At 49.2% G+C, this 22,985-nt stretch carries 21 protein-coding genes and 2 pseudogenes; 14 read left to right on the top strand and 9 right to left on the bottom strand.

From position 1 onward, the window contains the following. Positions 1-226 precede the first annotated feature (226 nt). A complete protein-coding gene (gene smrA / locus MUU47_RS11705; RefSeq protein WP_258988382.1) occupies positions 227-778 on the top strand; it encodes a DNA endonuclease SmrA in 552 nt (183 codons plus the stop codon). Here smrA and MUU47_RS11700 read toward each other — a convergent pair. Continuing rightward, entirely contained in the window at positions 775-1,581 is an 807-nt protein-coding gene (locus MUU47_RS11700) for an IclR family transcriptional regulator domain-containing protein (RefSeq protein WP_258988380.1), read from the bottom strand. The two genes, smrA and MUU47_RS11700, sit on opposite strands and share 4 nt — an antisense overlap. A gap of 169 nt (positions 1,582-1,750) precedes the next feature. On the opposite strand from MUU47_RS11700, the gene MUU47_RS11695 reads away from it, so the two are divergent. Genes MUU47_RS11695 through pcaC form a run of 6 tightly spaced genes read left to right on the top strand, consistent with a single transcriptional unit; the run spans position 1,751 to position 6,804 of the window. Then, entirely contained in the window at positions 1,751-2,437 is a 687-nt protein-coding gene (locus MUU47_RS11695; RefSeq protein WP_258988378.1) for a 3-oxoacid CoA-transferase subunit A, read from the top strand. 10 nt (positions 2,438-2,447) lie between these two features. Further along, on the top strand, positions 2,448-3,104 hold the full coding sequence (locus MUU47_RS11690; RefSeq protein WP_258988376.1) for a CoA transferase subunit B: 657 nt from the start codon (positions 2,448-2,450) through the stop codon (positions 3,102-3,104). 9 nt (positions 3,105-3,113) lie between these two features. Beyond that, entirely contained in the window at positions 3,114-4,316 is a 1,203-nt protein-coding gene (pcaF, locus tag MUU47_RS11685) for a 3-oxoadipyl-CoA thiolase (protein WP_258988374.1), read from the top strand. A 9-nt stretch (positions 4,317-4,325) separates the two neighbouring features. Further along, positions 4,326-5,690 (top strand): 3-carboxy-cis,cis-muconate cycloisomerase, encoded by a 1,365-nt coding sequence (locus MUU47_RS11680; protein ID WP_258988372.1) that lies wholly within the window; start codon positions 4,326-4,328, stop codon positions 5,688-5,690. After that, complete coding sequence (gene pcaD, locus MUU47_RS11675; protein WP_258988371.1) at positions 5,668-6,420, top strand: 3-oxoadipate enol-lactonase; 753 nt, start codon at positions 5,668-5,670, stop codon at positions 6,418-6,420. The genes MUU47_RS11680 and pcaD overlap by 23 nt, the downstream gene beginning before the upstream one ends. 3 nt (positions 6,421-6,423) lie before the next feature. Next, positions 6,424-6,804 carry a 4-carboxymuconolactone decarboxylase gene (gene pcaC / locus MUU47_RS11670; protein WP_110508337.1) on the top strand — a complete coding sequence of 127 codons (381 nt, stop codon included), beginning with the start codon at positions 6,424-6,426 and terminating at the stop codon, positions 6,802-6,804. 84 nt (positions 6,805-6,888) lie between these two features. Here pcaC and map read toward each other — a convergent pair whose 3' ends face one another. Next, positions 6,889-7,668 (bottom strand): type I methionyl aminopeptidase, encoded by a 780-nt coding sequence (gene map / locus MUU47_RS11665; protein WP_258988369.1) that lies wholly within the window; start codon positions 7,666-7,668, stop codon positions 6,889-6,891. Further along, positions 7,649-7,867, bottom strand: a complete 219-nt coding sequence (locus tag MUU47_RS11660; protein ID WP_110508335.1) for a ParD-like family protein — start codon at positions 7,865-7,867, stop codon at positions 7,649-7,651. The genes map and MUU47_RS11660 overlap by 20 nt, the downstream gene beginning before the upstream one ends. Positions 7,868-8,034: 167 nt before the next feature. On the opposite strand from MUU47_RS11660, the gene MUU47_RS11655 reads away from it, so the two are divergent. From MUU47_RS11655 to MUU47_RS11645, 3 genes and pseudogenes are all read left to right on the top strand, one after another. Next, positions 8,035-8,454: a translesion error-prone DNA polymerase V autoproteolytic subunit gene (locus MUU47_RS11655; RefSeq protein ID WP_258988368.1), complete on the top strand. Its 420-nt coding sequence runs from the start codon at positions 8,035-8,037 to the stop codon at positions 8,452-8,454. 1 nt (position 8,455) lies between these two features. Next, positions 8,456-8,908 (top strand): annotated as a pseudogene (locus tag MUU47_RS11650) (Y-family DNA polymerase); the annotation flags it as partial. 188 nt (positions 8,909-9,096) lie between these two features. Next, complete coding sequence (locus MUU47_RS11645) at positions 9,097-10,182, top strand: DUF2442 domain-containing protein (protein WP_258988367.1); 1,086 nt, start codon at positions 9,097-9,099, stop codon at positions 10,180-10,182. A 557-nt stretch (positions 10,183-10,739) separates the two neighbouring features. Here MUU47_RS11645 and MUU47_RS11640 read toward each other — a convergent pair. From MUU47_RS11640 to MUU47_RS11630, 3 genes are all read right to left on the bottom strand, one after another. Further along, positions 10,740-12,635 (bottom strand): ATP-dependent helicase, encoded by a 1,896-nt coding sequence (locus MUU47_RS11640; RefSeq protein WP_258988366.1) that lies wholly within the window; start codon positions 12,633-12,635, stop codon positions 10,740-10,742. A 1-nt stretch (position 12,636) separates the two neighbouring features. Next, positions 12,637-14,460: an ATP-dependent nuclease gene (locus MUU47_RS11635; protein ID WP_258988365.1), complete on the bottom strand. Its 1,824-nt coding sequence runs from the start codon at positions 14,458-14,460 to the stop codon at positions 12,637-12,639. Positions 14,461-14,615: 155 nt separating this feature from the next. Then, on the bottom strand, positions 14,616-14,855 hold the full coding sequence (locus MUU47_RS11630; RefSeq protein WP_061301084.1) for an HTH-like domain-containing protein: 240 nt from the start codon (positions 14,853-14,855) through the stop codon (positions 14,616-14,618). A 209-nt stretch (positions 14,856-15,064) separates the two neighbouring features. Here MUU47_RS11630 and umuD point away from each other — a divergent pair, with 209 nt between their 5' ends. After that, positions 15,065-15,484 carry a translesion error-prone DNA polymerase V autoproteolytic subunit gene (gene umuD, locus MUU47_RS11625; protein WP_258988364.1) on the top strand — a complete coding sequence of 140 codons (420 nt, stop codon included), beginning with the start codon at positions 15,065-15,067 and terminating at the stop codon, positions 15,482-15,484. A 2-nt stretch (positions 15,485-15,486) separates the two neighbouring features. After that, positions 15,487-16,749 carry a translesion error-prone DNA polymerase V subunit UmuC gene (gene umuC, locus MUU47_RS11620; protein ID WP_258988589.1) on the top strand — a complete coding sequence of 421 codons (1,263 nt, stop codon included), beginning with the start codon at positions 15,487-15,489 and terminating at the stop codon, positions 16,747-16,749. 15 nt (positions 16,750-16,764) lie between these two features. Here the strand turns inward: umuC (MUU47_RS11620) and MUU47_RS11615 are convergent, their stop codons facing one another. From MUU47_RS11615 to MUU47_RS11605, 3 genes are read right to left on the bottom strand one after another with little or no spacing between them, the layout of a single operon-like run. Beyond that, complete coding sequence (locus tag MUU47_RS11615; protein WP_258988363.1) at positions 16,765-17,211, bottom strand: hypothetical protein; 447 nt, start codon at positions 17,209-17,211, stop codon at positions 16,765-16,767. A gap of 19 nt (positions 17,212-17,230) precedes the next feature. Beyond that, positions 17,231-20,164: a site-specific integrase gene (locus MUU47_RS11610; RefSeq protein WP_258988361.1), complete on the bottom strand. Its 2,934-nt coding sequence runs from the start codon at positions 20,162-20,164 to the stop codon at positions 17,231-17,233. Beyond that, complete coding sequence (locus MUU47_RS11605) at positions 20,161-21,315, bottom strand: tyrosine-type recombinase/integrase (protein ID WP_258988360.1); 1,155 nt, start codon at positions 21,313-21,315, stop codon at positions 20,161-20,163. The genes MUU47_RS11610 and MUU47_RS11605 overlap by 4 nt, the downstream gene beginning before the upstream one ends. 266 nt (positions 21,316-21,581) lie before the next feature. On the opposite strand from MUU47_RS11605, the pseudogene umuC (MUU47_RS11600) reads away from it, so the two are divergent. Next, a pseudogene (gene umuC, locus MUU47_RS11600) lies at positions 21,582-22,421 on the top strand (translesion error-prone DNA polymerase V subunit UmuC); the annotation flags it as partial. Positions 22,422-22,543: 122 nt separating this feature from the next. After that, a complete protein-coding gene (locus tag MUU47_RS11595) occupies positions 22,544-22,861 on the top strand; it encodes a putative quinol monooxygenase (protein WP_258988359.1) in 318 nt (105 codons plus the stop codon). The last annotated feature ends 124 nt before the right edge of the window (positions 22,862-22,985 follow it).

Genomic DNA, 22,985 nt, shown 5'->3' with positions numbered 1-22,985 from the left:
TTTTGGGTGATAGATTTCACGATTCTTTAACATTGCTGTTTCATTTTATCGAGCGTTAATTCTATTTAAGTGGGAGTTAAGTATCCCTATTCCCCATTCGGTTAATATTCACTTCAGAATATATTCTTTCAGCAATCAGTTTCCAGAATTCCAAAACGCGTTGAGCGCGAGGCGGGGCGCGGCTATAGTAGCTTTTCAGCCGTCGCAGCACTGGGAGGAGGTGAAGATGAACCCTGACGACAAATTTCTGTTTCTTGACGCCATGGAAGAGAAGCACAATGATGATGTGCACTGGCAGCCCAGCCGCAACACCCGCACGCCGCAGCGCATTGATACGCTCCAACTCGATAACGTCCTGACCACCGGTTTTCTCGATCTCGTGCCCCTCGGTACCCCGCTGGAGTTCAAGCGTGACGGGCTACAAACCGGCGTTCTGGATAAATTGCGTTTAGGTAAATACAGTCAACAGGCGAGCCTGACGCTGTTGCGCCAACCGGTCGAGCAGTGTCGACAGCAGCTGTTCGCGTTTATCCGTCAGGCGCATAAAGACGGTCTGAGAAACGTGCTGATCGTTCACGGCAAAGGCAAAGCGGACAACTCCCACGCCAATGTGATTCGGAGCTATCTGGCGCGCTGGTTGACAGAATTTGACTATGTTCAGGCGTTTTGTAGCGCACTGCCGCATCACGGCGGCAGCGGGGCGTGCTATGTGGCGTTGAAGAAATCCGAACAGGCGAAGCAGGAAAACTGGGAACGCCACGCCAAACGCAGCCGCTAACGCAGCAACAGCGTTAATTCCTTCGCCGCTTTCTGCAGTTCTGGCAACACGCGGTCGACCATTTCATTAGCGGAAACCTGGCCCGCATGGACACCGACGTTCAGTGCCGCAACACAGTGCCCCTGCGGGTTAAACAGTGGCACCGCCAGCGATCGTAACCCCATTTCCAGCTCCTGATCGTTCAGCGCGTAGCCCTGCTGGCGCACGCGCTTCAACTCTGAGCGTAGTTTGCTCACTGAATCTACCGTCTGCGGCGTGTAACGGATCATCGTTACCCGCGCCAGCATATCGTTCAGTTTCTCTTCCGGCTGATGGCTCAACAGTACGCGCCCCATTGACGTCGCCCAGGCGGGCAAGCGGCTGCCGATATCCAAATCGATAGTCATGATTCGGGAACTCGATGCACGCGCAATGTACAGAATATCGTCGCCGTCGAGCGTGGCGATGGAGCAGGATTCGTTCAGCATTTCACTCAGGTGTTTGAGCACCGGCTGCGCGGAGCGTGCCAGCGGCGTAGAGGCCAGCCAGGCGTGGCCGAGCGACAGAATGCGCGGACGCAGCTGGAAGTTTTTGCCGTCCTCGGCGTACACAAACCCCAGCTTGCCGAGGGTGTACAGACAGCGTCGTACCGCCGCCCGCGGAATGCCGGTTTTCTGGCTGATTTGCGAAATCGACAACACCGGGCGCTGTGGGGTAAATGCCTGAATCACCTCCAGACCACGCGCCAGCGAAGCCATATAATTCGGGTCGCCCTTGAACGGATCGCTCTCACCGTTCAGTACGTCGTCAGGATGTTTGGTCATATTTTTGTCTCCGGGTTTGTCACCGATCACATTCTGAAAACAAATATACAGGATGTTCGATAATCGCACCATATTTCGATTATCGCCCTTGACCGACATCGTTAAGCGGGTCACATTTTGTGCGAACAACGCATATAAGTGCGATAACCGCACAACAAGGAGCGACCTGATGATCGACAAAAGCGTCCCGACGCCGGAACAGGCCATCGCCGGGATCCCCGATGGTGCCACCATCATGATCGGTGGTTTTGGCCCCGCCGGACAGCCTACCTTTCTGATTGATGCCCTGATAGCACAGGGCGCCCGCGACCTCACCATCATTAATAACAACGCCGGAAACGGCGAAGTCGGCCTGGCAGCGCTGCTGAAAGCCGGTAGGGTGCGCAAAATGATCTGCTCCTTCCCGCGGCAGGTGGATTCGCAGATTTTTGATGACCTGTATCGCCGCGGGAAAGTGGCGCTGGAACTGGTGCCGCAAGGCAATCTGGCGGCGCGTATTCAGGCTGCTGGGGCAGGGCTTGGCGCGGTATTTACGCCAACCGGCTACGGCACGCCGCTGGCGGAAGGCAAAGAGACGCGTGAAATCGACGGTCGTCATTATGTGCTCGAATATCCGATCCACGCGGATTTCGCGTTGATCAAAGCCCATCAGGCAGACCGCTGGGGCAACCTGATTTATCGCAAAGCGGCGCGCAACTTTGGGCCGATCATGGCGACGGCGGCAAAAATCACCGTGGCGGAAGTGTCAGACATTGTGCCGCTTGGTGAACTTGACCCGGAAAACGTGGTAACGCCGGGGATCTTCGTTCAGCGCGTGTTTTCGCTGGCTAACCTGACCGCGGCCAAAAGCGCCTGAGGAGAACCTGATGCAAAAACTGACCCGTGACGAAATGGCGAAACGCGTGGCCCAGGATATTCCTGAAGGTGCGTATGTGAATCTGGGTATCGGCCTGCCGACCCGCATCGCCAACTACCTTCCGCCGGACAAAGAGATTTTCCTGCACAGCGAAAATGGGCTGCTTGGTATGGGGCCAAAACCGCAGGAAGGGGAAGAGGATCCGGAGCTGATCAACGCCGGGAAAGAGTACGTTACGCTGCTGCCCGGTGGCTGCTATTTCCATCACGGTGACTCGTTCGCGATGATGCGCGGCGGTCATCTCGATATCTGCGTGCTGGGCGCGTATCAGGTTTCTGCCAGCGGCGATCTCGCTAACTGGAGCACCGGCGCCCCGGATGCGATCCCGGCTGTTGGCGGGGCGATGGATCTCGCCATTGGCGCACGCCAGGTGTTCGTGATGATGGATCACCTGACTCGCGATGGCGAATGCAAACTGGTGGAGAGCTGCAGTTATCCGCTGACCGGTATTGGCTGTGTCAGCCGCATTTATACTGACCTGGCGGTGATTGATATCACGCCTGATGGCCCGGTGGTGCGTGAAATTTTCAACGGCCTCTCGTTTGAAGAATTGCAGCGACTCACACCGGTGAAACTGACCTTCAGCCAACTGGCGCAAAGCGCGTAAGGAATAACGATGAATCAGGCATTTATCTGCGACGCAGTACGCACACCCTTTGGTCGCTTTGGTGGTACGCTCTCGACGGTGCGGGCTGACGATTTAGCCGCTCTGCCGCTGAAGGCGCTGCTGGAACGCAATCCGGGGCTGGATCCGGCGCGTATCGACGATGTGGTTTACGGCTGTGCCAACCAGGCCGGGGAAGACAATCGCAACGTGGCGCGCATGGCGTTACTGCTGGCCGGGCTGCCGGAAAGCGTGCCGGGCAGCACCGTGAACCGCCTTTGCGGTTCGAGCCTGGACGCGATAGGCATAGCGGCGCGCGCGATTAAAAGCGGAGAAACGCAGTTGATGGTAGCCGGTGGCGTGGAAAGCATGTCCCGAGCGCCGTTTGTGATGGGTAAAGCCGAAAGCGCGTTTAGCCGTAGCATGAAAATGGAAGACACCACCATCGGGTGGCGTTTTATCAACCCGCTGATGAAAGCGCTATACGGTGTAGATTCGATGCCGGAAACGGCGGAAAACGTGGCGAATGAGTTCGGTATTTCCCGCGCGGATCAGGATGCGTTTGCGCTCCGTAGTCAGCAGCGAACCGCACTGGCGCAGGAAAAAGGCCTGTTTGATGACGAACTTATCGCCGTATCGGTGCCGCAGCGTAAAGGCGATGCTCTGAATTTTTTGCGCGATGAGCACCCTCGCAGCACCTCGCTGGAATCACTGGCTAAACTGAAAGGGGTGGTGCGGGCCGACGGCAGCGTCACGGCGGGGAATGCTTCCGGTGTGAACGACGGGGCATGTGCGTTGCTGCTGGCAAGCGAACAGGCGTTAATGGCTCACGATTTACAGCCGCTGGCGCGCGTAGTGGGCATGGCGACGGCGGGCGTAGCACCGCGAATCATGGGTTTTGGCCCGTCTCCGGCGGTGCGCAACGTGCTGGCGCAGACCGGGTTGACGCTCGACCAGATGGATGTGATCGAACTGAATGAAGCCTTTGCCGCTCAGGCGCTGGCGGTGACGCGTTCACTGGGGCTGGTGGACGATGCGGCCCACGTCAACCCAAACGGCGGGGCGATCGCGTTGGGGCATCCGTTAGGGGCGTCCGGTGGACGACTGGCGATGACCGCCGCGTATCAGCTGAAACGCACCGGCGGGCGCTACGCGCTGTGCACCATGTGTATCGGCGTTGGGCAGGGGATTGCGCTGATTATTGAACGGGTTTAAGGAGCCGGAATGGATGTGTTGACCCCGCTGTTGCGCGGCAGTGCGCTGACGGAAATTTTTAGCGACGCGAACACCGTGCAGGGAATGCTCGATTTTGAAGCTGCACTGGCGCGGGCCGAAGCGCGTTGCGGCGTTATCCCGCAGGAGGCTGTGGCGGCCATTGAAGCCGCCTGTCAGGTAAAGAATATCGACCTGCTGGCATTGGCTGATGCCGCTGCCAGCGCGGGTAATCTGGCAATTCCACTGATCAAACAGCTCACTGCACAGGTGAAAATACGTGATGAAAAGGCGGCCCGCTACGTGCACTGGGGCGCAACCAGCCAGGATGCCATCGACACCGGTTTTGTGCTGCAATTGCGTAACGCGTTGCGCGAAACGGACGTGATGCTGACACAGCTTTTGTCGACGCTGGCCGAACAAACCGAAATCCATCGCCAGACGGTGATGCCGGGCCGGACCTGGATGCAGCACGCATTGCCTGTCACGTTTGGTCTCAAACTCGCCGGAACGCTGGATGCGCTACTGCGCTGGCAGTTACGCCTGCGTGAAATGCAGTCTCGCGTTTTGACGCTTCAGTTTGGCGGTGCGGCGGGTACCCTGGCCTCACTCAATGAGCACGGTCCGGCGGTGGCACAGGCGTTAGCGCAGGAATTACACCTCGCGCAGCCGGATACACCGTGGCACAGTCAACGCGATCGGTTCCTCGAGGTCGGGCACGGGTACGCGGGCATGTGCGGCACGCTCGGTAAATTCGCCAACGATTTTTCACTGCTGATGCAGACCGAAGTGGCGGAAGTCTGCGAGCCGACGGCCCCAGGGCGCGGCGGATCGTCGACCATGCCGCATAAACGTAATCCGATTGGCTGCGCGGCTATTCTCACCGCCGCCCAGCGAACGCCGGGCCTGATGGCAACGCTGTACGCCGGACTTATTCAGCAGCATGAAAGGGCGCTCGGCGGCTGGCAGGCGGAATGGGAAGTACTGCCCGAATTGCTGATGCTGACCGGCGCGGCCATCGTTCAGAGCGAACAACTGGTGCGTGGGATGCAGGTGGACGCCGCCAAAATGCGCGCCGACCTGGATATCACACACGGGCTGATTATGGCGGAATCGGTAACTCTGGCGCTGGCGAAACATCTGGGCAAACAGGACGCACATCATCTCGTGGAGACGCTTTGTCACGCGGCGCTGGACCAAAAACGCCCGCTGTTGCAGTTGCTGGAAGCCGACTCGCGCATCACCGCCTGGTTCACCCCAACTGAATTACATACGCTGCTGGACCCGTCGCGGGCCACCGGCAGCGCCGACCATTTTGTGCGTCAGGTTCTGACGCGATATCAGGAGCAACGCCATGACGCTTCATTATCAGATTGATGGCCCGGAAAACGCGCCGGTACTGGTGCTCTCGAACTCGATGGGCACGTCGCTGTCGCTGTGGCAACCGCAGATTCAGGCCCTGAGCGCCTATTTTCGCGTGCTGCGCTACGACACGCACGGCCACGGGCAAACCACCAAGCGCGGCAAAGTGACGCTTGCGCAACTGGGCGAGGATGTGATTGCGCTACTCGATCACCTGAATATCGACAAGGCCTGTTTCTGCGGGATATCTGTCGGCGGCCTGACCGGGCTGTGGCTGGCACGTTTTGCGCCGGAACGTTTTTATGGCTTTGCCGTGGCGAACACGGCAGCCAAAATCGGCGACCAGGCCAGCTGGCTTTCGCGTGCGCGTGCCGTACGTCAGGAAGGCATGGACGTTGTGGCGGCAGGCACGGCTGACCGTTGGTTCACCCCGACGTTTCGTCAGCATTCTCCGGAAGTAGTGGATCAACTGGTTCACGAGCTGACGCACATGGATCCGGAAGGCTACGCCGAAGGTTGCGAGGCGCTGGCCGCGGCAGATTTACGCGCTGAAGTCAGCGCCATTACCGCGCCGGTGCTGATTATTGCCGGGGAATATGACCCGGTGACCACGCGGGTGGATGCCGATTTCCTGCATAAAAATATCGCCGGTAGCCAGTGCGTCACGCTGCCTGCATCGCATCTTTCTAACGTTGAAGCCGCAGATGAGTTTGCCTCTGTGGTGTTGAGCTATTTCCGGGGGTAATGCATGGACGATGAAGCACGCTATCAGCAGGGTATGGATGTGCGCCGCAAAGTGCTGGGTGACGCGCACGTAGATCGCACGCTGGATAACCTGTCGCCGCTGAACGAAGAGTTTCAGAATTTTATTACCCGCTATGCGTGGGGCGAAACCTGGACCCGTCCGGGTTTGAGCCACCATACCCGCAGCATGATTACCATCGCGATGCTCATTGCGCTCAACCGCGAGGCCGAGCTGAAAATGCATCTGCGTGCGGCATTCAATAACGGCGTAACGCGCGATGAACTCAAAGAGCTCATCATGCATTCGGCACTGTATTGCGGTCTTCCGGCGGCTAACGCTACGCTGCATCTGGCGCAGCAGGTATTTGACGAGTTGGACGCGTAAAAATGCCCGGCTGCACTGCGTTTGTGCGGGTCGATAAATATATCGTAGGCCCGTGCAAGCGTAGCGCAGCCGGGCAATCAAGCACTACACCGGAATGGTCTCACCTTTACGCAGCGTCAAAACGTCGAAGCCGTCAGCGGTCACGGCGATGGTGTGCTCCCACTGCGCCGATAATTTTTTGTCGCGAGTGATAACCGTCCAGCCGTCCTTTTTGGTTTTGATTTTGCTGTCGCCCTGGTTAATCATCGGTTCGATGGTAAACACCATTCCCTCACGCAGCACCTCACCGGTGCCGGGTTTGCCGTAGTGCAGCACCTGCGGCTCTTCGTGCATCTCTTTGCCAATGCCGTGCCCACAGTATTCCCGCACCACGCTATAACCGTTGCTTTCCGCATACGTCTGAATAGCGTGCCCAATATCGCCCAGCGTCGCACCGGGCTTCACGGCTTTGATGCCTTTCCACATCGCTTCGTAGGTTTTGTTCACCAGCCGACGGGCCAGCGGCGAAACGTCGCCAATCAGGTACATTTTGCTGGAATCCGCGATCATGCCGTCTTTTTCCAGCGTGATATCGACGTTCACGATAGCGCCGGATTTCAGGTGTTCCGACTCTTTCGGGATCCCGTGACACACCACTTCATTCACCGAGGTATTCAGCACGTACGGGAAATCGTATTGCCCTTTACTGGCCGGGCGGGATTGCAGTTGATTGACGATAAACTCTTCGGCGCGGTTATTGATATCCATGGTGCTGACGCCGGGCTGAATAAAGTCATCCAGCATGGCAAACACAGAGGCTAACAGCTCGCCCGCATGGCGCTGACGTGCGAGTTCATCGGCGGTTTTAATGAGAATTGATGGCATTGATCACCTCCAGTAGTCGGTCGGATCCAGATTTCAGCATCATCATTTTGATTTGCTGGTAGTTAAGATCCGGGTACAGCTCGCTCATCATCCCGAGACGGATCCAGTATTCGGCCTGCGCATTCACCGACCGTGACATGGCCTTGCTGGCATCACGGATGTCTTCATGCAGCAGGTCGGAGATTTTAACGATTCCCATAAAGCGACACTCTATATATGAAACATATATAAATCGTATATGAATCGTAGCCTGCTGTCATCTCTGCAGTTGCGCCGAGGATCTGCGTTATCAGCGGATCCTGCTTGATCTCTGACATCAATATACAATACTGTATATATATACAGTTATCGTTGATGGTGATTATCATGCACTTTTTCACACCCGCCGAATTGCGCCAAATTGTGGCGTTACCCCTCTTTGGAGACCGCGTCCCATGCGGCTTTCCCAGCCCGGCGCAGGATTACGTTGAGCAGCGCATCGATCTGAATGAATTGATGATTCAGCACCCGAGCGCGACCTATTTTGTGAAATCCTCTGGTGATTCAATGATGGATGCCGGGATCAGCGAGGGCGATTTGCTGGTGGTCGACAGCTCCCGTAAGGCCGAACACGGTGACATCGTCATCGCCGCGGTCGACGGCGAATTTACGGTGAAGCGCCTGCAGCTGCATCCTGTCGTCATGCTCAAACCGGAGAATGCCGCCTACCGACCGATTATGATTGGCAGCGAAGACTGCCTGGAAGTGTTCGGCGTCGTCACTTACATCGTGAAGTCTGCGTGCTGATATGTTCGCACTGTGCGATGTGAATTCATTTTATGCCTCCTGTGAAACCGTGTTTCGCCCGGATTTGAAGGGAAAACCGGTGGTCGTTTTATCCAACAACGACGGCTGCGTGATTGCGCGATCTACCGAAGCAAAGCCCTTTGTGAAAATGGGTGAACCGTACTTCAAACAGAAAGACGCTTTCAGGCGTCACGGCGTGGTGTGTTTCAGCAGTAACTATGAGCTTTACGCGGACATGTCCAACCGGGTGATGAGCACCCTCGAGGAGATGCTGCCGCGCTGTGAAATCTACTCCATCGATGAGGTATTTTGTGACCTGACCGGGGTGCGCAACTGCCGCGACCTGACTGAGTTTGGCCGTGAAATCAGAGCGACGGTTTTGCAGCGCACGCATCTGACCCTTGGGGTGGGGATTGCCCAAACCAAGACGCTGGCCTTATACAGTGATCAAGCTTTTCTTCATTAGTCAGCTTTTAACAATGCGTTTCACATATACATGTAGCATATGAAGCAATCTGTTGAGCTCGCTGGAGAGTGGTTTTTTTGAACTGACGGACGTGCCGACTGAATCGTTACTGGAAAAACTTGAAGGTTGGTAGCAGTATTAGTTAACCGGTATTTCATAAGAGTTCGATTTATTTGATGAATTGGCATCTGTATTCTTTTTCGACAGACAAACTTCAGACGATGGTTGCCGCCCAGCAAGGGAAAATAGGCGATGCAATACCGCCGTTGGATGTTTTCCCTGGCGGTATCGAAACTACCTATACAAGGTACTGGGAAAGTCGCCTTACATCACTTCATCAAGTGGTTGTCACTCGTAACCGATACGTACAACTTATTGAATATGTAATTAAAGGACATAACGAAACTTTCAAGATTTACTCAGGAATTGAAGCAACCCTTAGCCAGCGTTCAAAACTGTTGAGGGAGATCATTGATGAGTCCGCTATCGTAAATGTTGACGATGTTCTAACTACTCGAGTTCAACGCTTAACTAACTGTAACCGCCAAGCTATGGCCATTATTCAGCGTGTCGCTGTGCTACAAAATATTGTTAGTTGGATCAGGAACAATCATGTATCTGATAGCACAATCACGGGGTTGGCAGAAGAATATGAACGAACGGTGTTGTTGGGAAAGTTAACTTGTGGCGAGATACTAACTCTTTATGCTGATTGTGACGTTGCGATGGACTGCCTTAAAGCTCTTTCTGAGCAGGTGGGGAGCGCTACTGGAGAAGAGCGCCAAATGATTACAGAACCGATTAGAGAAGAAATCAACTGGCGATCTTTTCAGCGTAATATTATTAGTGCGACGAAAGAGCATTGCCTCAGTCCACAACTTACCGTACTGCAGCATATGCTTGAAAGTGCTAATGTCGAACGCAACAGAAGTAATTCGGCTTTTACTGCTTCAGTTAAGCAGTCGGACCGTATAAAAATGACGCTATTATCTGACCCTCAGTGTGCGTTCGAATTCCCGGTTAATGTATCTTTTGGGCATTCTATGGTTTGGGTTGAACTGGCAGATGGAAGGATCGTAGGGGCTCCACTTAAATGGTTTCCGAAACTACGAGAAGCAAATAGGTTGGAACGTGATCAATACCAGATGACTCCCGTAAGCCTTATATGGCGAACTTTGGACACTCAAATTCATATGGATGATCTCTTTGATGGAGATAACAATCCACTATATCCAATAGATGACATCGACAAAAAAAATTGACCAGTAATATGTATCAGTAGGCTCTATTTTGCGGACTAGTCACACACTTTCCACGTTGACCACTCATGGAGGTTTCAGACATACCGGCAATATTAATGTGATATTCGAAATTTACCATATTTGCGGTGATAAAGCTCTATCCTCTCTTGAAGTAGCTTAAGAGCGAAAGAAAGACCCATTGGTTTCTTTGTACCAGGTGGCTGCTTGTAAAACGAAAAACATACTACGTAAGACTGCTTCTTAAACGGGTATGACAAAGACCTTTAGGTGTAATTTAGCTATTCCCATATGATTGAGCTTATGCATGTGCATTTTTTTAAATAAAAAATTGTGCACGCCGACTTTGTAAAGTAAATTAACACTAGTAGTTGGATTCCGTTTTAGTGTGGTAATGTAATTGTCAAAAATTTAAAGTCACTTAAGTGTTGGAATAAACTGCATATACTACCGGTATATGCAGTTTATTTAAACTATTAATACAATCCTACCATTAATCTAGGTAACGATAAATAGATTGAGGCAGTTGCACGTCATCTCATTTTGTAGAACTATGCTGTTCATGATTCTATTTCCATTACAAAACGAGATTTCCGTTGAAATTTTTTGTCGCCCCATGGCATTATTCGTTGCTTGGGATAAGTTATATAAAGCCATCGCTTGGCTCTTGTTACTGCGACAAATGCGTTATTTCTTTCCTCATCAAGTTCTTTTACAGTATTGGCTCTGTAGTCTGGGAAAACTCCTTCACACATACCAATTAAAAATACAATATCCTTCTCAAGACCCTTCATTGTGTGTACGGTACTTAATGTTAAGCCGTCCTCAAGGGTATCGTGCGAAAGCTGTCCCAGAGCTAACGCATTACGAAATGCAACCAGGGAATCCCCAATTCCTTTCCGTTTAAAGCGTGTCCATGTGCGATTAAATTCATCAAGTTCTTCAATGCTGAGCTTAACATCTTCTATTTTATCGTCAGCAACACTGCTATGGTTTTCAACCAATGATGTGAGAAGGCAGTTAAAATCCTTTACAAGCTTAGGGATTTTTGGACTTTCTACATCCAATCCATCGACAGCGAAAAGAAGTTTTGCGAATACATCAGAGTACTCGTCAACTGATGATGACATCTGAGTTACCATTTCCTGCAATACACTAGTCGTCCAATTTTTTGGCTCAGCAATATTCAGTATTTGGCATAACTTCTTCCCATCCACCCAATCTTTAGAGTTAAGTTTCACCCGAATGGCATAATCTAATATCTTGCCGAATCTAGTTGAGGGCTCAAGCTGTCTTTCACCTTTTCTCAAAGAGTAAGGTATTGAATTGTCTTTAAGAGAACTTTCAAGCTTACTAAAAACAAAACGATTGCGGCCAATCACTACCATATTTTTCAGTGATATCTCACCTTCTATTTCATCGTTAACTCTCAAATCCAAAAGATTTTTAACAATGGCAACAATCGCCGCAGCCTCATCCTCTTCCGTATCAAATTCTGAAATCCATACACCGCCTTCTAAGGCATAATCAATTTCTGCTTGTGAGCCTGGCCGCAACTTGTTTGCTGCACGTATAACGGCTTTAGTGCTACGATAATTTTCTTTAAGTTCAAAGCATTGTGGGGTGAAGTCATCTACAAAGCTGGTGCAGAGATAGTCTTTCGAGGACCCGTTAAACCCATAAATCATCTGATTAGGATCACCTACCATTATAATGCTTTTTATAGCGTCACCGCAAAGTACCCTGATAAACTCATACTGCGCTTTATTAAGATCTTGAGCTTCATCAACGCAAATATGTTTATACTGGGACCGGTATATTTTTGCGATCCAATCATGTGTTAGTAGAATTTTATGTGCATATACCAAAATATCATCGTAGTCGATGCCACCACTATTAAGCAGTGCAGACTGATAGTCTTGATATATTTTCCAAATGTTATTATTTGGATATAATTCGGCAACTTCAATGTCAGTCAGTAACTCTCGCTTTATTTTCGAGAATATATCCATAAAGGATTGCAGGTTTTTTTCTCTGCTTTTCAATTCTCTCGAATCAGTGATATTGAGATACTCATCTATATTAATGCCATCTTCACGTAAAGATTGTATGAAGACTTCCATTCGGTCTTTATCTCTATCATATATGTGTAACTCCGTGGGTAAACCAACGGTGTGCCCATATTTCTCCAAAATACGCTGTGCAACTGAATGTATCGTAGCGATCCAAACCCTATCTTCTACTTGCTCGAAATCAGCTAAACGTGCACTCATTTCCTCCGCTGCTTTATTCGTGAAGGTAAGAGCGATGATACCTTCTTTTTTAGTTTTATCTAAAATATGCCGAACACGCTCTGTTAACACACGTGTTTTACCTGAACCAGCTGATGCAAGCACTTGAACAGCTGAGTTTATTGGAGCTTCAATAATCTGACGCTGAGCATTTGATAGATTCATATCAGACTCCAGATTCAATTTTTTTGAATAATTCAATGATCTTCTCAGGAAACTTATCTGCTGACAATTTAATCAGGTTGTCTGTAATTGCCTTAGCATAAAGCGGTTTGCTTGAATCAAGAATTTCAAGGATTGCGCGAATTCGTCCAGCATCATCTTTGTAATCTCGTAGCACATCCTCAAAAATATGCTGATTACAGGTTTGACAACTTGGTTTATCAGTTTTTATTCGTTTTAAAAGCATGCCATCTTTTTTCTCAATCCACTTGTCTATGGTATCCTCACCCTCAACTTCATTGATGGTTTTTTCTATCAAATCGCGAAGGCCCTGACTTAAGAGATATCCCTCAAAATCAGTCCCGTCAAGTATTGTGATATTATTGGCTTTCTCGATATCAGTAACTCCGAAAACTTTTTCATAATTTTTCTTGAGATCTTTAATCGTTTTAGGCTCTCCATCACTAAATATAAATACCGGAATGTTAAGGTCTTTCGCCAAAATGAGGAATGGACGATACTTTGCCCCTGAGCCATTGACACCAACAAAATTTATTCCCAGTGAGAAGGGATGCCTTCCAGCATACGCTCCGAATAGCTCGGGTAGGGCTTGCTCTTCGGTTTCTCCTTCAGAGAGGACTATTGCTTTGGAAAATAAGAGCTCACCACGGGAGTGTACTACCTCTCTTTTCAATCTCCTCAGATCATCATCTTCAAACTCATCTCTCAACTGATATACTTGGACTGAATTTTTCCGTTTGCTCAGAGATCTAATTTCGTGCAACTCGGCCAGGCCAGCAATATAAGGCGAGTGAGTGCTTATAATCACTTGTCCTGGCACATCCACGAGTTGTCTATACAATGTTCTTTGCGCGTTTGGGTGTAGATGTGCTTCTGGTTCCTCAGCGGCCATAACTGGGAAAAATGGCTCGGCTTCCTCTTCGTGATTTTTGGCCAGCAGTTCGGTAAAGGCCTTTACTGTTAACATGGACGCCCAACTGCGTGTACCCATGCCGTGATATTCCATAGAAAATGAGCTTTTATCCGTTTCACCAAAATTCACACTAAACCGCTTTGACAGGTCACGAATTTTCTTTGGAAATGGAGTAAGCTCTGTTTGGCCTGAACCCTCAAACGATTGATTCATGTTATCCAGATGAGTCTTCAATCGTTTAAGCGGCTCACTTTTTTCTATGGCCTCTTTATTAACTTCGGCTACCAACCGCTCTAGTTCAGCCACGTCTTTTTCGTCATACTCAACGCTGGATAAAACACGACCAACAAAAGAAGATTTTTCCTTTAGTTCATTATGGATGTCTCTTTGTGCATCAATCGAAATGAAAGGTACAGACTCCAATCGTTTGCCCAATCTGTTCTTGCTGCCAACTCGAACGTCTTGCCACCCACTAAGTTCTGGCCACTCATCCAAATGAAACCGCTCAACAATATAACCGCCTTTCACTCGATCTGGTTTTGCAATAGTACGTATTGCTACGAATTGCTTCCCATCAGGCTCTGACTGAATTTTATCGCCAAATGCCTGTTGCCAATTCTCTGAAAACTCTCTTGCTCTCGCATCACTATCAACAGCTATAAACCGAAGGTCTACTGTAATCGTCTCTTGGCGTTTTTCATCTTCGCCTATATGAAAATCTTCGTCAGCTAAGTACCTTGAGTAGTCCCCCAGTGCTAGCTGTAGAGCTTTTATAATCGATGTTTTTCCGGCATTATTTTGCCCTAGTAAAACGGTAACTCTCGGTAAGGTCACTTCAATATTACATATACCCCGAAATCCGCTAATACGAACAGTATCTATTTGGATATTCATAATATTTCATCCTTTGAATTAATAGAAACCGTCCAACCTCGACTTCCATCGCTATGGCTGCAGAGGGAGGCGTAATAAAAATTTTTTTTAACAGCCATTTTCTTCCTTTTAGTGCCCGAGAACTATCCCAATACAGTTAGTTTGTCTATAAGCTGTTAGATCTTTGCTGTATTGAGCCCTGCAGCTTTTAAGCGCTGGGTTAAGTTGCGCATCTTGCTGAACTCCGTGCCGAAGCTGCTCCGTAGCCCAACCCCTTCACAGAACTCTTTAGACGTGATGTTCTTTAATTCATCAGCATATTTAATCATTTGCAGGTGTAGCTCTGCGGTGTATTGATTGCGAGGCGCGTCGACCAATACTTGTCTGATACGCTCATAAATCTCAATTTCGGTCATTTTCGCCTATACGGGTTCGGTATCTAGATAATTTATCTAAATTATCTAAAAAACAGCATAAATGCAAACTTACTCAGGTTATGGCTCATACGGTAAACCTAAATTCCTCGCAACTTCAAATGGTTCCAGAAACCTGCTTAGAAGAAGGTTGAACGTGCGAAAAATTCAGCGATACTGTATATAAACACAGTTATGTTGAGTCCCTCATTATGCAGCTTTTTTATCCCATAGAGATTGCCCCTTCCATCCATCTTCCTCTCTTTGCGGAACGGGTACCTTGTGGTTTTCCTAGTCCCGCACAAGACTACGTCGAAGATAGGTTAAATCTCAATACGCTTTTGATAGCCCACCCTAGCGCCACGTATTTTATTAAAGTAAGCGGTGACTCCATGACGGGTGCTGGAATTGGAGATGGTGACCTTCTGGTGGTTGATCGTTCGCTTTCGGCAAGTCACGGCGATATCGTGATTGCGGCTGTCGCCGGAGAATTTACCGTCAAGGAGTTGCACACGCATCCCGTCCTGCAACTGGTTCCTTACAATAGCAATTACTCACCCATGACGTTTCATCATCCAGAAGATCTGGAAATATTTGGCGTAGTGACATTTTCAGTGAAGTCACATCAATGACGATGTTTGCTCTGGCTGACGTCAACAACTTTTATACGTCGTGTGAAACGGTGTTCCGCCCGGATTTAAAGGGAAAACCCGTGGTGGCGGTCTCTAACAACGACGGTTGCGTAATTTCGCGTTCAGCAGAGGCAAAAGCGCTCGGCATTACGATGGGAGAACCTTTTTTTAAATTGAAAAATAAAACATTCCCCTCCGCAGTGCACGTATTCAGCTCAAACTATGCCCTTTATGCCGACCTCAGCGCGCGAGTTATGCAGACGCTGACGGAGATGTCGCCAGCCATCGAGATCTATTCAATCGATGAAGCCTTTATCGACTTATCTGGCGTAGCTAGCTGCATGTCGCTGACAGATTTTGGCAAAACCGTGCGAAACCAGGTGTTTAAAAATACCGGGCTCACGATCGGGATCGGCGCTTCGCAAACCAAAACGTTAGCAAAATTAGCAAATTACGCAGCAAAAAGATGGCCTGGTACGGGAGGTGTGGTTGATTTATCCGACATATCACGTCAGCGGAAGCTGTTAGAGCGCGTACCTGTAGAGGAGGTATGGGGGGTAGGAAGGCGCATCAGCAAAAAACTGAACGCTATGGGGATCAGTACAGCGCTGGACTTAGCCAATAGCTCACCGTGGGTAATCAAAAAGCATTTCAACGTTGTTCTGGAAAGAACGTTGCGTGAACTGCGTGGTGAACCGTGTCTGGTGCTTGAGGAATTTGCGCCAAATAAGCAACAGATTATGTGCAGCCGCTCTTTTGGATATCGTATTACCGAGTATGCAGATATGCGTCAGGCTATCTGCACCTATGCGGAGCGCGCTGCAGCAAAATTGCGTAGCGAACACCAATTTTGTGCTTTTGTTAGCGTTTTTCTACGCACCAGCCCGCACGCAGATAATGAAATTTATTATGGAAACCAATCATCGGTGAAATTACTGACACCTTCTGATGATACGCGTGACATCATTCGTGCCGCGACAGAATCACTGGATCGAATATGGGTCGATGGTTACCGTTACATGAAAGCGGGCATTATGCTAGCTGACTTTTTTAGTCGCGGCACAGCACAGCTTAATTTGTTTGACAATTTCGCCCCGAAAGCTAATAGCACGGCTCTCATGACGGTAATCGACGGCATTAACACGTCAGGAAAAGGAAAGGTCTGGTTTGCGGGTCAGGGCATCCAGAAGCCTTGGGCAATGAAACGTGAGATGTTGTCACCGGCTTACACTACGCGCTATTCAGATCTGCCTGTCGCTAAATGAAAATGAATGCTGGCCTTACAGGTGCGGTAGCTGCAGTGACAGTATTTTCTCTCGCAGGTTGCCATTCTGTATTTCACAGTTTTCAAGCTCACGTTCAAGCAAAATAACCTTCGCAATCAGGGCTGTTTTGCTCTTACTCGCAAGAAGATAAGCTCTCCGTAATTCTGACGCTGTAGGATCATTAAGCTCAGAGCCCAAAATGGTACGTTTTTTCTGGCTACTACCGTTCAGTGTTGCATGTTTTTTGTACATCGCATGGCATTGCCTGTTCCGCAAGATGGTGGAAGCAGATACGCCTTTTCCCGCAGGATCTACGCTTTTTGAAGCCAGAACAATCGTCGTCAGGCTGATTTTTAGCCTCCCTGACAGGAGCTCATCAATTGCACGTTTAACCAATGACGCACTATTTTCAACGCGGTTGCGTTGCCAGGCATGAATACCGCTCATGTTTTTATTTGTCATACCGCCAACCTCTTGTGCGTCAGGATGAGGACTGCAGATTACGCCTGATGGTATCGACCTGCTCAATCAAATCCATTTCTTCCAGCATGTCGTCGCAGCTGCCTATAATTTCGTGAGCTTTTCTCTTTTCCGCCGGCAAATTCTGCTGCCCGGCCAGCTCAGCCATCTTTACCCAAGCATCTCTGTATACAAGGACGTCACCGCGTCTGGCGGGATCGGGGGCATTTCCTGCACAGCCAATACAGGCAAACTTGGCCGGGCACGCATTCGCAATCGTACAACATCCTCCCGTAACAGGGATCAGTGCTCCAACCTTACCGACAGCCTCTGTCAGTTGCTGAGTAATATCGGCTTTCGTGCGGATATGTTGCTTGGAAAAGTCATGTCGCTGAGTGAAAATTTGCTGCTGTAGTTCGACCAGTTGAGAGGGGGTATGCCTGGCATAATATTCCGTAACTTTGACATCTTTTTGCTTCATCAACAAAGCTAGTACGTCCAGTGGCGTATTCAGTGTACGCATTTCTGTTGCAAAGCTATGTCTGAGCAGATGGCTAGTGACTTTTATAGATTGCCCGTCAGGTGTTTTCAATGAAAGCCCATGGAGCATAACGGAAAGTGCGCCGTTAATGTCTTTCTGTGTAAAATGTTTTTCATCGTTTTGCCAGAGGTAACTCGCAGGTTTTAATTTTGGTCCCAGGCATGCTGCTGCTTTAATCACGGGAAAAGCCTGCGCTCTACTTCTTTGGTAACCCCACCATTCATAAAGACTTTCCATGCACTTATTATCAATATAAAAAGGCTCCTCTTTTAATCTCCCTTTGGGAACCGCGTTAAATAAAATGCACTCTTTATTTTCTGCCAAATTGATCCGATAAAGATGCTCTGGGACTAACCTTATCTGCAAAAACTCATGCGCCCGGGCCCCTGTCTTTGACATGATCTGTACAACAGAATGCGCCAACATAGCATCGACCATCAAAATTTCAACAGGAATAAATATCAGCCCCAAATCTTTACTCAACAGGTATTGCCACCGGCTGGCTGTATATCCGTAGGGAGTGGTGATGGGCCCCTGAAAAGACGTCTTTGATACCCCGTATCGGTCAGTGATTTCAGCCGAAGGAGTGCCCGTGAACGCGGCAAGCGTGATCAGTTCAGCGAACCATAACCCTTCAACGGGCTGGTTATGCTTATCGTAGCTTCCCTCATAAGTAGTGAATTTTACATCCGAGTCGTGAATAGTATGATGTGGATTAGCATCATGATATCGATAGGTTCTGGCTTCAGCGACATGCTCATGTGCCTGCCTCAATAGCTTTGCGTCCCAGACTTTAAACCTGTGCGTATATGCCTGTTCGCCTCTGTTTTCCATGACAACAGATTCTGTATACTCAAAAACCAGCGGCGTCTTTTTCCCTGACTTTTCAAATCGCTCAAACGCCTTTTGTATCTCCTGATGTAGCCTGTTGATCTGCAACTTTCTTCTTTCCACAAAATCGCGAAGAAAATAAAACTTCTGGTGCAGGACGGCTGTTTTAGACTTTCTTTTGTTTTTTTGTTCCTGTGAGACAGCTCTGTGCAGGGTGGATTTTTTCCAGAATAAATCGTCGGACACGCGCGGCAGTGCAAAGGGGGCAAATTTTTCTCGCTGGTCTGTGTTAAGTTTGCTGAAGTAATCTCCTTGTTTAACAAGTAATCGAAAATACGTCTGAATTATTCTAGCCCGCTGTCCTATGTTATCTTCCGGGATAAGATCACCTTGATGATACGCCTTGAAAAAGGTATCACAGTCAAACTGGTCTATGTCATCCAGGCCAGTTGCGTTAAGAAACCGGGGCATGTAATAAAAAAAAGTAATGTCATTTCTTCTGTTACTGTAACAGGTCGTCATGATAAAAAATGCCGTGTTTCTCAGACCCGGTTGCTTAATCTCGTAAATCATACGTATCTGTGCATTGGTCATTGGTTTACCTGTTGCAGGCGAGTCCAGAAACGTCAGAGGTATTGTATGAAGAACCGGGTCGAGTGTGGCGATCAACTCATCCAGAGAGATTGTCTTCCATGCGTCTTTTTTCACCAATTTGGTATCCGTGCGTTTTTCCCATTGAGCCACCACTCTTTTAACCAGTCGATGATCAAGACTGACCAGTGTGGTTATCTCTGAATATGTCACTTCACGTTTATTCCGGCTTAAATAATCAATGGCAAGAATCACTTTTTTTTCACCGATTTCTTTTGCCCTAGCTGTATTTTGCAGTGAGTACTTGAAGGTTGTTACCGTTCTGTTCCATTCAAAATAGGCCAAATCATCAGAAACATCTTCGTCAAGAAGAAGAACAGCCAGTTCGCTAACGTAACAGCGTCCATATCTAGATATGATATGTAAATCTATGCCGAATCGATCTGATATTTCTGAAGTTTTAAAGGGTTCAGCCTGCGCTTTATAAAGGTCGTATAATTTATAAATAATCTTTTTATACTCATCCGGAGGCAGCCGTGAATTGGAATCAGACAATGCAACGGGTTCGGCAGCAGGTTCCTTGAACTTAATTCTTTCAACAATACTGAAAATATCTTTATCTACAGCACAACACTGCCGTCTTATTTTAAATATATACTCTTCATTGTTGTTTCTGAGTCCATCCTCAATGCAATAAATAATGTACCGGTATTTAATCTCCAGTGCATATCTGCTGTTTCGGATGAAGAAATCAAATGTCAGATATTGCTGCTCCCATTCGAGAAATGTCTGATCGCACGCGGGCATAGTACCAAGCAGCTGAGCCATAACATTATCAATGTAAGGCATCAACGCTCTTTTCAGTGCAGGCCGCCCGATACGGCTGCCCGGTAAATCTTCAATCCTGAACCAGTTTCCCCGTTCTTCACGCTGAGTAAGTTCAAAAAATAATGTATGACTGCGCCGTGTAACAGGTTGAGTTTCAACGCTCATAGTTTCCCCTTCAACATTTCTTTCAGCATCAGCGAGCCCTGACTTTCCTCGTCATCGGGCACATCAAAAGCAGCCTGAGCCTCCAACTGCTTGTCTTCGATGTACGTGTGTATTGCACTCGCCAGCAAAGGCAAATCATGACGCTGTCGGGCTTGATCATAAGCTGGCAACATATCGGATCTCCACCCCATTAATACCTGCAGGGCGCTGCGTTTCTGCAGAAGATCAGCTTCTGAAACGGCGCTACGGTGAATATCGTTCAGTGCCATCGTGACAAACCAGTGTCGAACCTGGTGCGTGCGTATCTTAAGCCCGGCAGCGGCCAGCACAGGCGTCCACCGGTAACGCCTAAAGTTGTCCGGTGTCAGTGGATGACCTCTTTTTGTACAGAAGAGAGGAAGCCTGTGAACATTTTCGGGAGGCAAAGCGGTGCGCCCGTTGATATATGGCAGCAGTTCAGGCCTGTCATTTCGGATATAGCGCAGCAGCACCTTCAGCGTTTTATCCGTGATGATAATATTCTTGACCCGCTTCCCACGACTACCTTTACTCAGCGACATGAACATGTTGCGAAAACCGCTGATCTTCCAATCATGCATGGTCAGCGCGCAGGCCTCGTGTATTCTGCAGCCCGTATCGAAAAGTATTCTCACGAGCGCTATATCCTGTAGATTCCAGCCGCCCTGTTCGCCTGAGGCCAGCACATGCCCCATGAGTTCCGGATCGTCCAGATACTCAGGGATCCATTGATTATCTTTAATTCTGTAATACGAAGAGGTCAGTTTGAGAGGACGCCAATGGTCAATGCCACTGTCTGATGGCATCGGCGGTCGCTGATTTATTCTCACAAAGTCATCAAGATGCTGACGCCGGATTTCGGCAATCATATTTTTGGATTGGGGTAAATCAAGAGGGTGAAGATGGGAATACAGTTGCATTGAGATGAGCAACTGATAAAAAGATCGCAGTGCAGCTAACAGATGATTTATCCGGTGGGCTTTTCCCCAAGTAACCTGCACCTTGCGAATATCTTCTCCTGAAAGGTCGCGTGCGAAAAACAGGGTACAGTGGAGCTGAGTTGTCAGGAAATGTTCGAGCACAGCACGGACCTGACCACTGTTGCCCAGCAAATCCCAACGCTGGCGTTTCACTATTTCATCCTGTCCAGCCCAAGAAAAAAATGCCAGAAGGTGCCTGAGATAAGCCTTAACTGTGGCTGGTGAATGGTACCTGTCGGCTCGGCACGCATAAACCGTCAACGGTAAATGTGGCAACCCCTGAGAATCTGTAACATGAAAGAGAAAATCACCGCTACCGCGACGTAACCGAAACATATATACCTCTCCTCTAATGCTGACAGCATATGGCAGATGTACTGATGTAACTGGATTTTTGATTGAGTGTAGAACAGCAGTGTTACACAGCAAAGCTGGCGAACCATGCGGCAAAGAAATGGCAGCGGCAGACGGGTGGCGTGGTGGATCTGTCAAACGTCGAACGTCAGAGGAAACTGATGGCGGCATTGTCGGTGGGTGAAGTCTGGGGCGTCGGGAGGCGGATCTCGAAAAAGCTGGAGTCGATGGGGATCAAAACCGTGCTACAGCTGGCAGACAGCGATATTCGCTTCATCAGGAAGCATTTTAACGTGGTGCTGGAAAGAACCGTGCGTGAGCTGCGTGGTGAACCGTGTCTTGGGCTGGAAGAGTTTGCGCCGGTCAAACAGGACATTATCTGCTCCCGCTCGTTCGGGGACCGCATCACCGAATATGAGGAGATGCGCCAGGCGATTTGCAGCTATGCGTCGCGTGCCGCGGAGAAACTGCGCGGCGAGCATCAGTATTGTCGGTTTATCTCCACCTTCGTCAAAACGTCGCCATTTGCGCCGAATGTGCCGTATTACGGCAACAGCGCTTCGGTAAAACTGCTGACGCCGACGCAGGATAGCCGGGATATTATCGGCGCGGCGACGCGTTGCCTGGAGGCTATCTGGCGAGAAGGGCATCGCTATCAGAAAGCCGGGGTGATGCTGAGCGATTTTTACAGCCAGGGCGTGGCGCAGCTTAACCTGTTCGATGAAAACGCGCCGCGCCACAACAGTCCGCAGTTGATGAACGTTCTGGATCACCTGAATGTGAAAGAAGGGCGTGGGACGTTGTATTTCGCCGGGCAGGGGATCCGCCAGCAGTGGCAAATGAAACGGGACATGCTCTCGCCACGATATACCACGCGCTATGCGGATTTACTTATGGTGAGATGAGGGAGCGTGGTGAGTTCTTCAATAACGAAATGATTCCATTATTCACGTTTTTTCATGTCATTCGCCGACATCAATCACTAACATAATAGAAATCATAAAGTCAGACATTCAGAGGAAACACCATGACACTTCAGGACCAACCCGCTTACATCATCAGAATGCGCGCTAAGCCCGGTTTGGGTGACAAACTTTTTGAGCTGGCGACCATCGGAATGACGAAATCCGGGGCATCTGACAGATTTATCATCGCTCGCGAGGATGATGACCCGGACACGCTGTGGAATATTGAGGTCTTCAAATCCGATGCTGCAAAAGCGCTGTATGAGAACAGTCCGTTAGCTGACGAGCTTCGCGATGAAATAATCGATCTCCTGGCTGAACCGCCTATGCGAATTGCCGTTCATCCATATTCCGCTCTTCCTCTGAAAGAACATGTATAGAGATTCGCCAAGTTTTGTCTGATTGCCAAGTGCGGTGTAAAGCAGATACTTTACACCGCTGAAATAAATAGTCTGGCGTAACGCATAAAATATTCTTCCATAGAATATAATGATCAACACAATT

The organism is Scandinavium hiltneri, assembly GCF_024764835.1.
Lineage (GTDB): Bacteria > Pseudomonadota > Gammaproteobacteria > Enterobacterales > Enterobacteriaceae > Scandinavium > Scandinavium hiltneri.
The sequence above is the reverse complement of the archived record's forward strand: the minus strand, read 5'-3'. Positions and strand labels throughout refer to the sequence as shown.

What these genes read in the sequence shown, in the direction of transcription:
- pcaC (WP_110508337.1), top strand. Translation starts at nt 6,424, where the DNA reads ATGGACGATGAAGCACGCTATCAGCAGGGTATGGATGTGCGCCGCAAA.
- map (WP_258988369.1), bottom strand. Translation starts at nt 7,668, where the DNA reads ATGCCATCAATTCTCATTAAAACCGCCGATGAACTCGCACGTCAGCGC.
- MUU47_RS11690 (WP_258988376.1), top strand. Translation starts at nt 2,448, where the DNA reads ATGCAAAAACTGACCCGTGACGAAATGGCGAAACGCGTGGCCCAGGAT.
- MUU47_RS11645 (WP_258988367.1), top strand. Translation starts at nt 9,097, where the DNA reads ATGAATTGGCATCTGTATTCTTTTTCGACAGACAAACTTCAGACGATG.
- umuD (WP_258988364.1), top strand. Translation starts at nt 15,065, where the DNA reads ATGCAGCTTTTTTATCCCATAGAGATTGCCCCTTCCATCCATCTTCCT.
- MUU47_RS11695 (WP_258988378.1), top strand. Translation starts at nt 1,751, where the DNA reads ATGATCGACAAAAGCGTCCCGACGCCGGAACAGGCCATCGCCGGGATC.
- smrA (WP_258988382.1), top strand. Translation starts at nt 227, where the DNA reads ATGAACCCTGACGACAAATTTCTGTTTCTTGACGCCATGGAAGAGAAG.
- MUU47_RS11655 (WP_258988368.1), top strand. Translation starts at nt 8,035, where the DNA reads ATGCACTTTTTCACACCCGCCGAATTGCGCCAAATTGTGGCGTTACCC.
- MUU47_RS11630 (WP_061301084.1), bottom strand. Translation starts at nt 14,855, where the DNA reads ATGACCGAAATTGAGATTTATGAGCGTATCAGACAAGTATTGGTCGAC.
- pcaD (WP_258988371.1), top strand. Translation starts at nt 5,668, where the DNA reads ATGACGCTTCATTATCAGATTGATGGCCCGGAAAACGCGCCGGTACTG.
- MUU47_RS11680 (WP_258988372.1), top strand. Translation starts at nt 4,326, where the DNA reads ATGGATGTGTTGACCCCGCTGTTGCGCGGCAGTGCGCTGACGGAAATT.
- MUU47_RS11660 (WP_110508335.1), bottom strand. Translation starts at nt 7,867, where the DNA reads ATGGGAATCGTTAAAATCTCCGACCTGCTGCATGAAGACATCCGTGAT.
- MUU47_RS11635 (WP_258988365.1), bottom strand. Translation starts at nt 14,460, where the DNA reads ATGAATATCCAAATAGATACTGTTCGTATTAGCGGATTTCGGGGTATA.
- MUU47_RS11640 (WP_258988366.1), bottom strand. Translation starts at nt 12,635, where the DNA reads ATGAATCTATCAAATGCTCAGCGTCAGATTATTGAAGCTCCAATAAAC.
- MUU47_RS11615 (WP_258988363.1), bottom strand. Translation starts at nt 17,211, where the DNA reads ATGACAAATAAAAACATGAGCGGTATTCATGCCTGGCAACGCAACCGC.
- MUU47_RS11700 (WP_258988380.1), bottom strand. Translation starts at nt 1,581, where the DNA reads ATGACCAAACATCCTGACGACGTACTGAACGGTGAGAGCGATCCGTTC.
- MUU47_RS11610 (WP_258988361.1), bottom strand. Translation starts at nt 20,164, where the DNA reads ATGAGCGTTGAAACTCAACCTGTTACACGGCGCAGTCATACATTATTT.
- MUU47_RS11595 (WP_258988359.1), top strand. Translation starts at nt 22,544, where the DNA reads ATGACACTTCAGGACCAACCCGCTTACATCATCAGAATGCGCGCTAAG.
- umuC (WP_258988589.1), top strand. Translation starts at nt 15,487, where the DNA reads ATGTTTGCTCTGGCTGACGTCAACAACTTTTATACGTCGTGTGAAACG.
- pcaF (WP_258988374.1), top strand. Translation starts at nt 3,114, where the DNA reads ATGAATCAGGCATTTATCTGCGACGCAGTACGCACACCCTTTGGTCGC.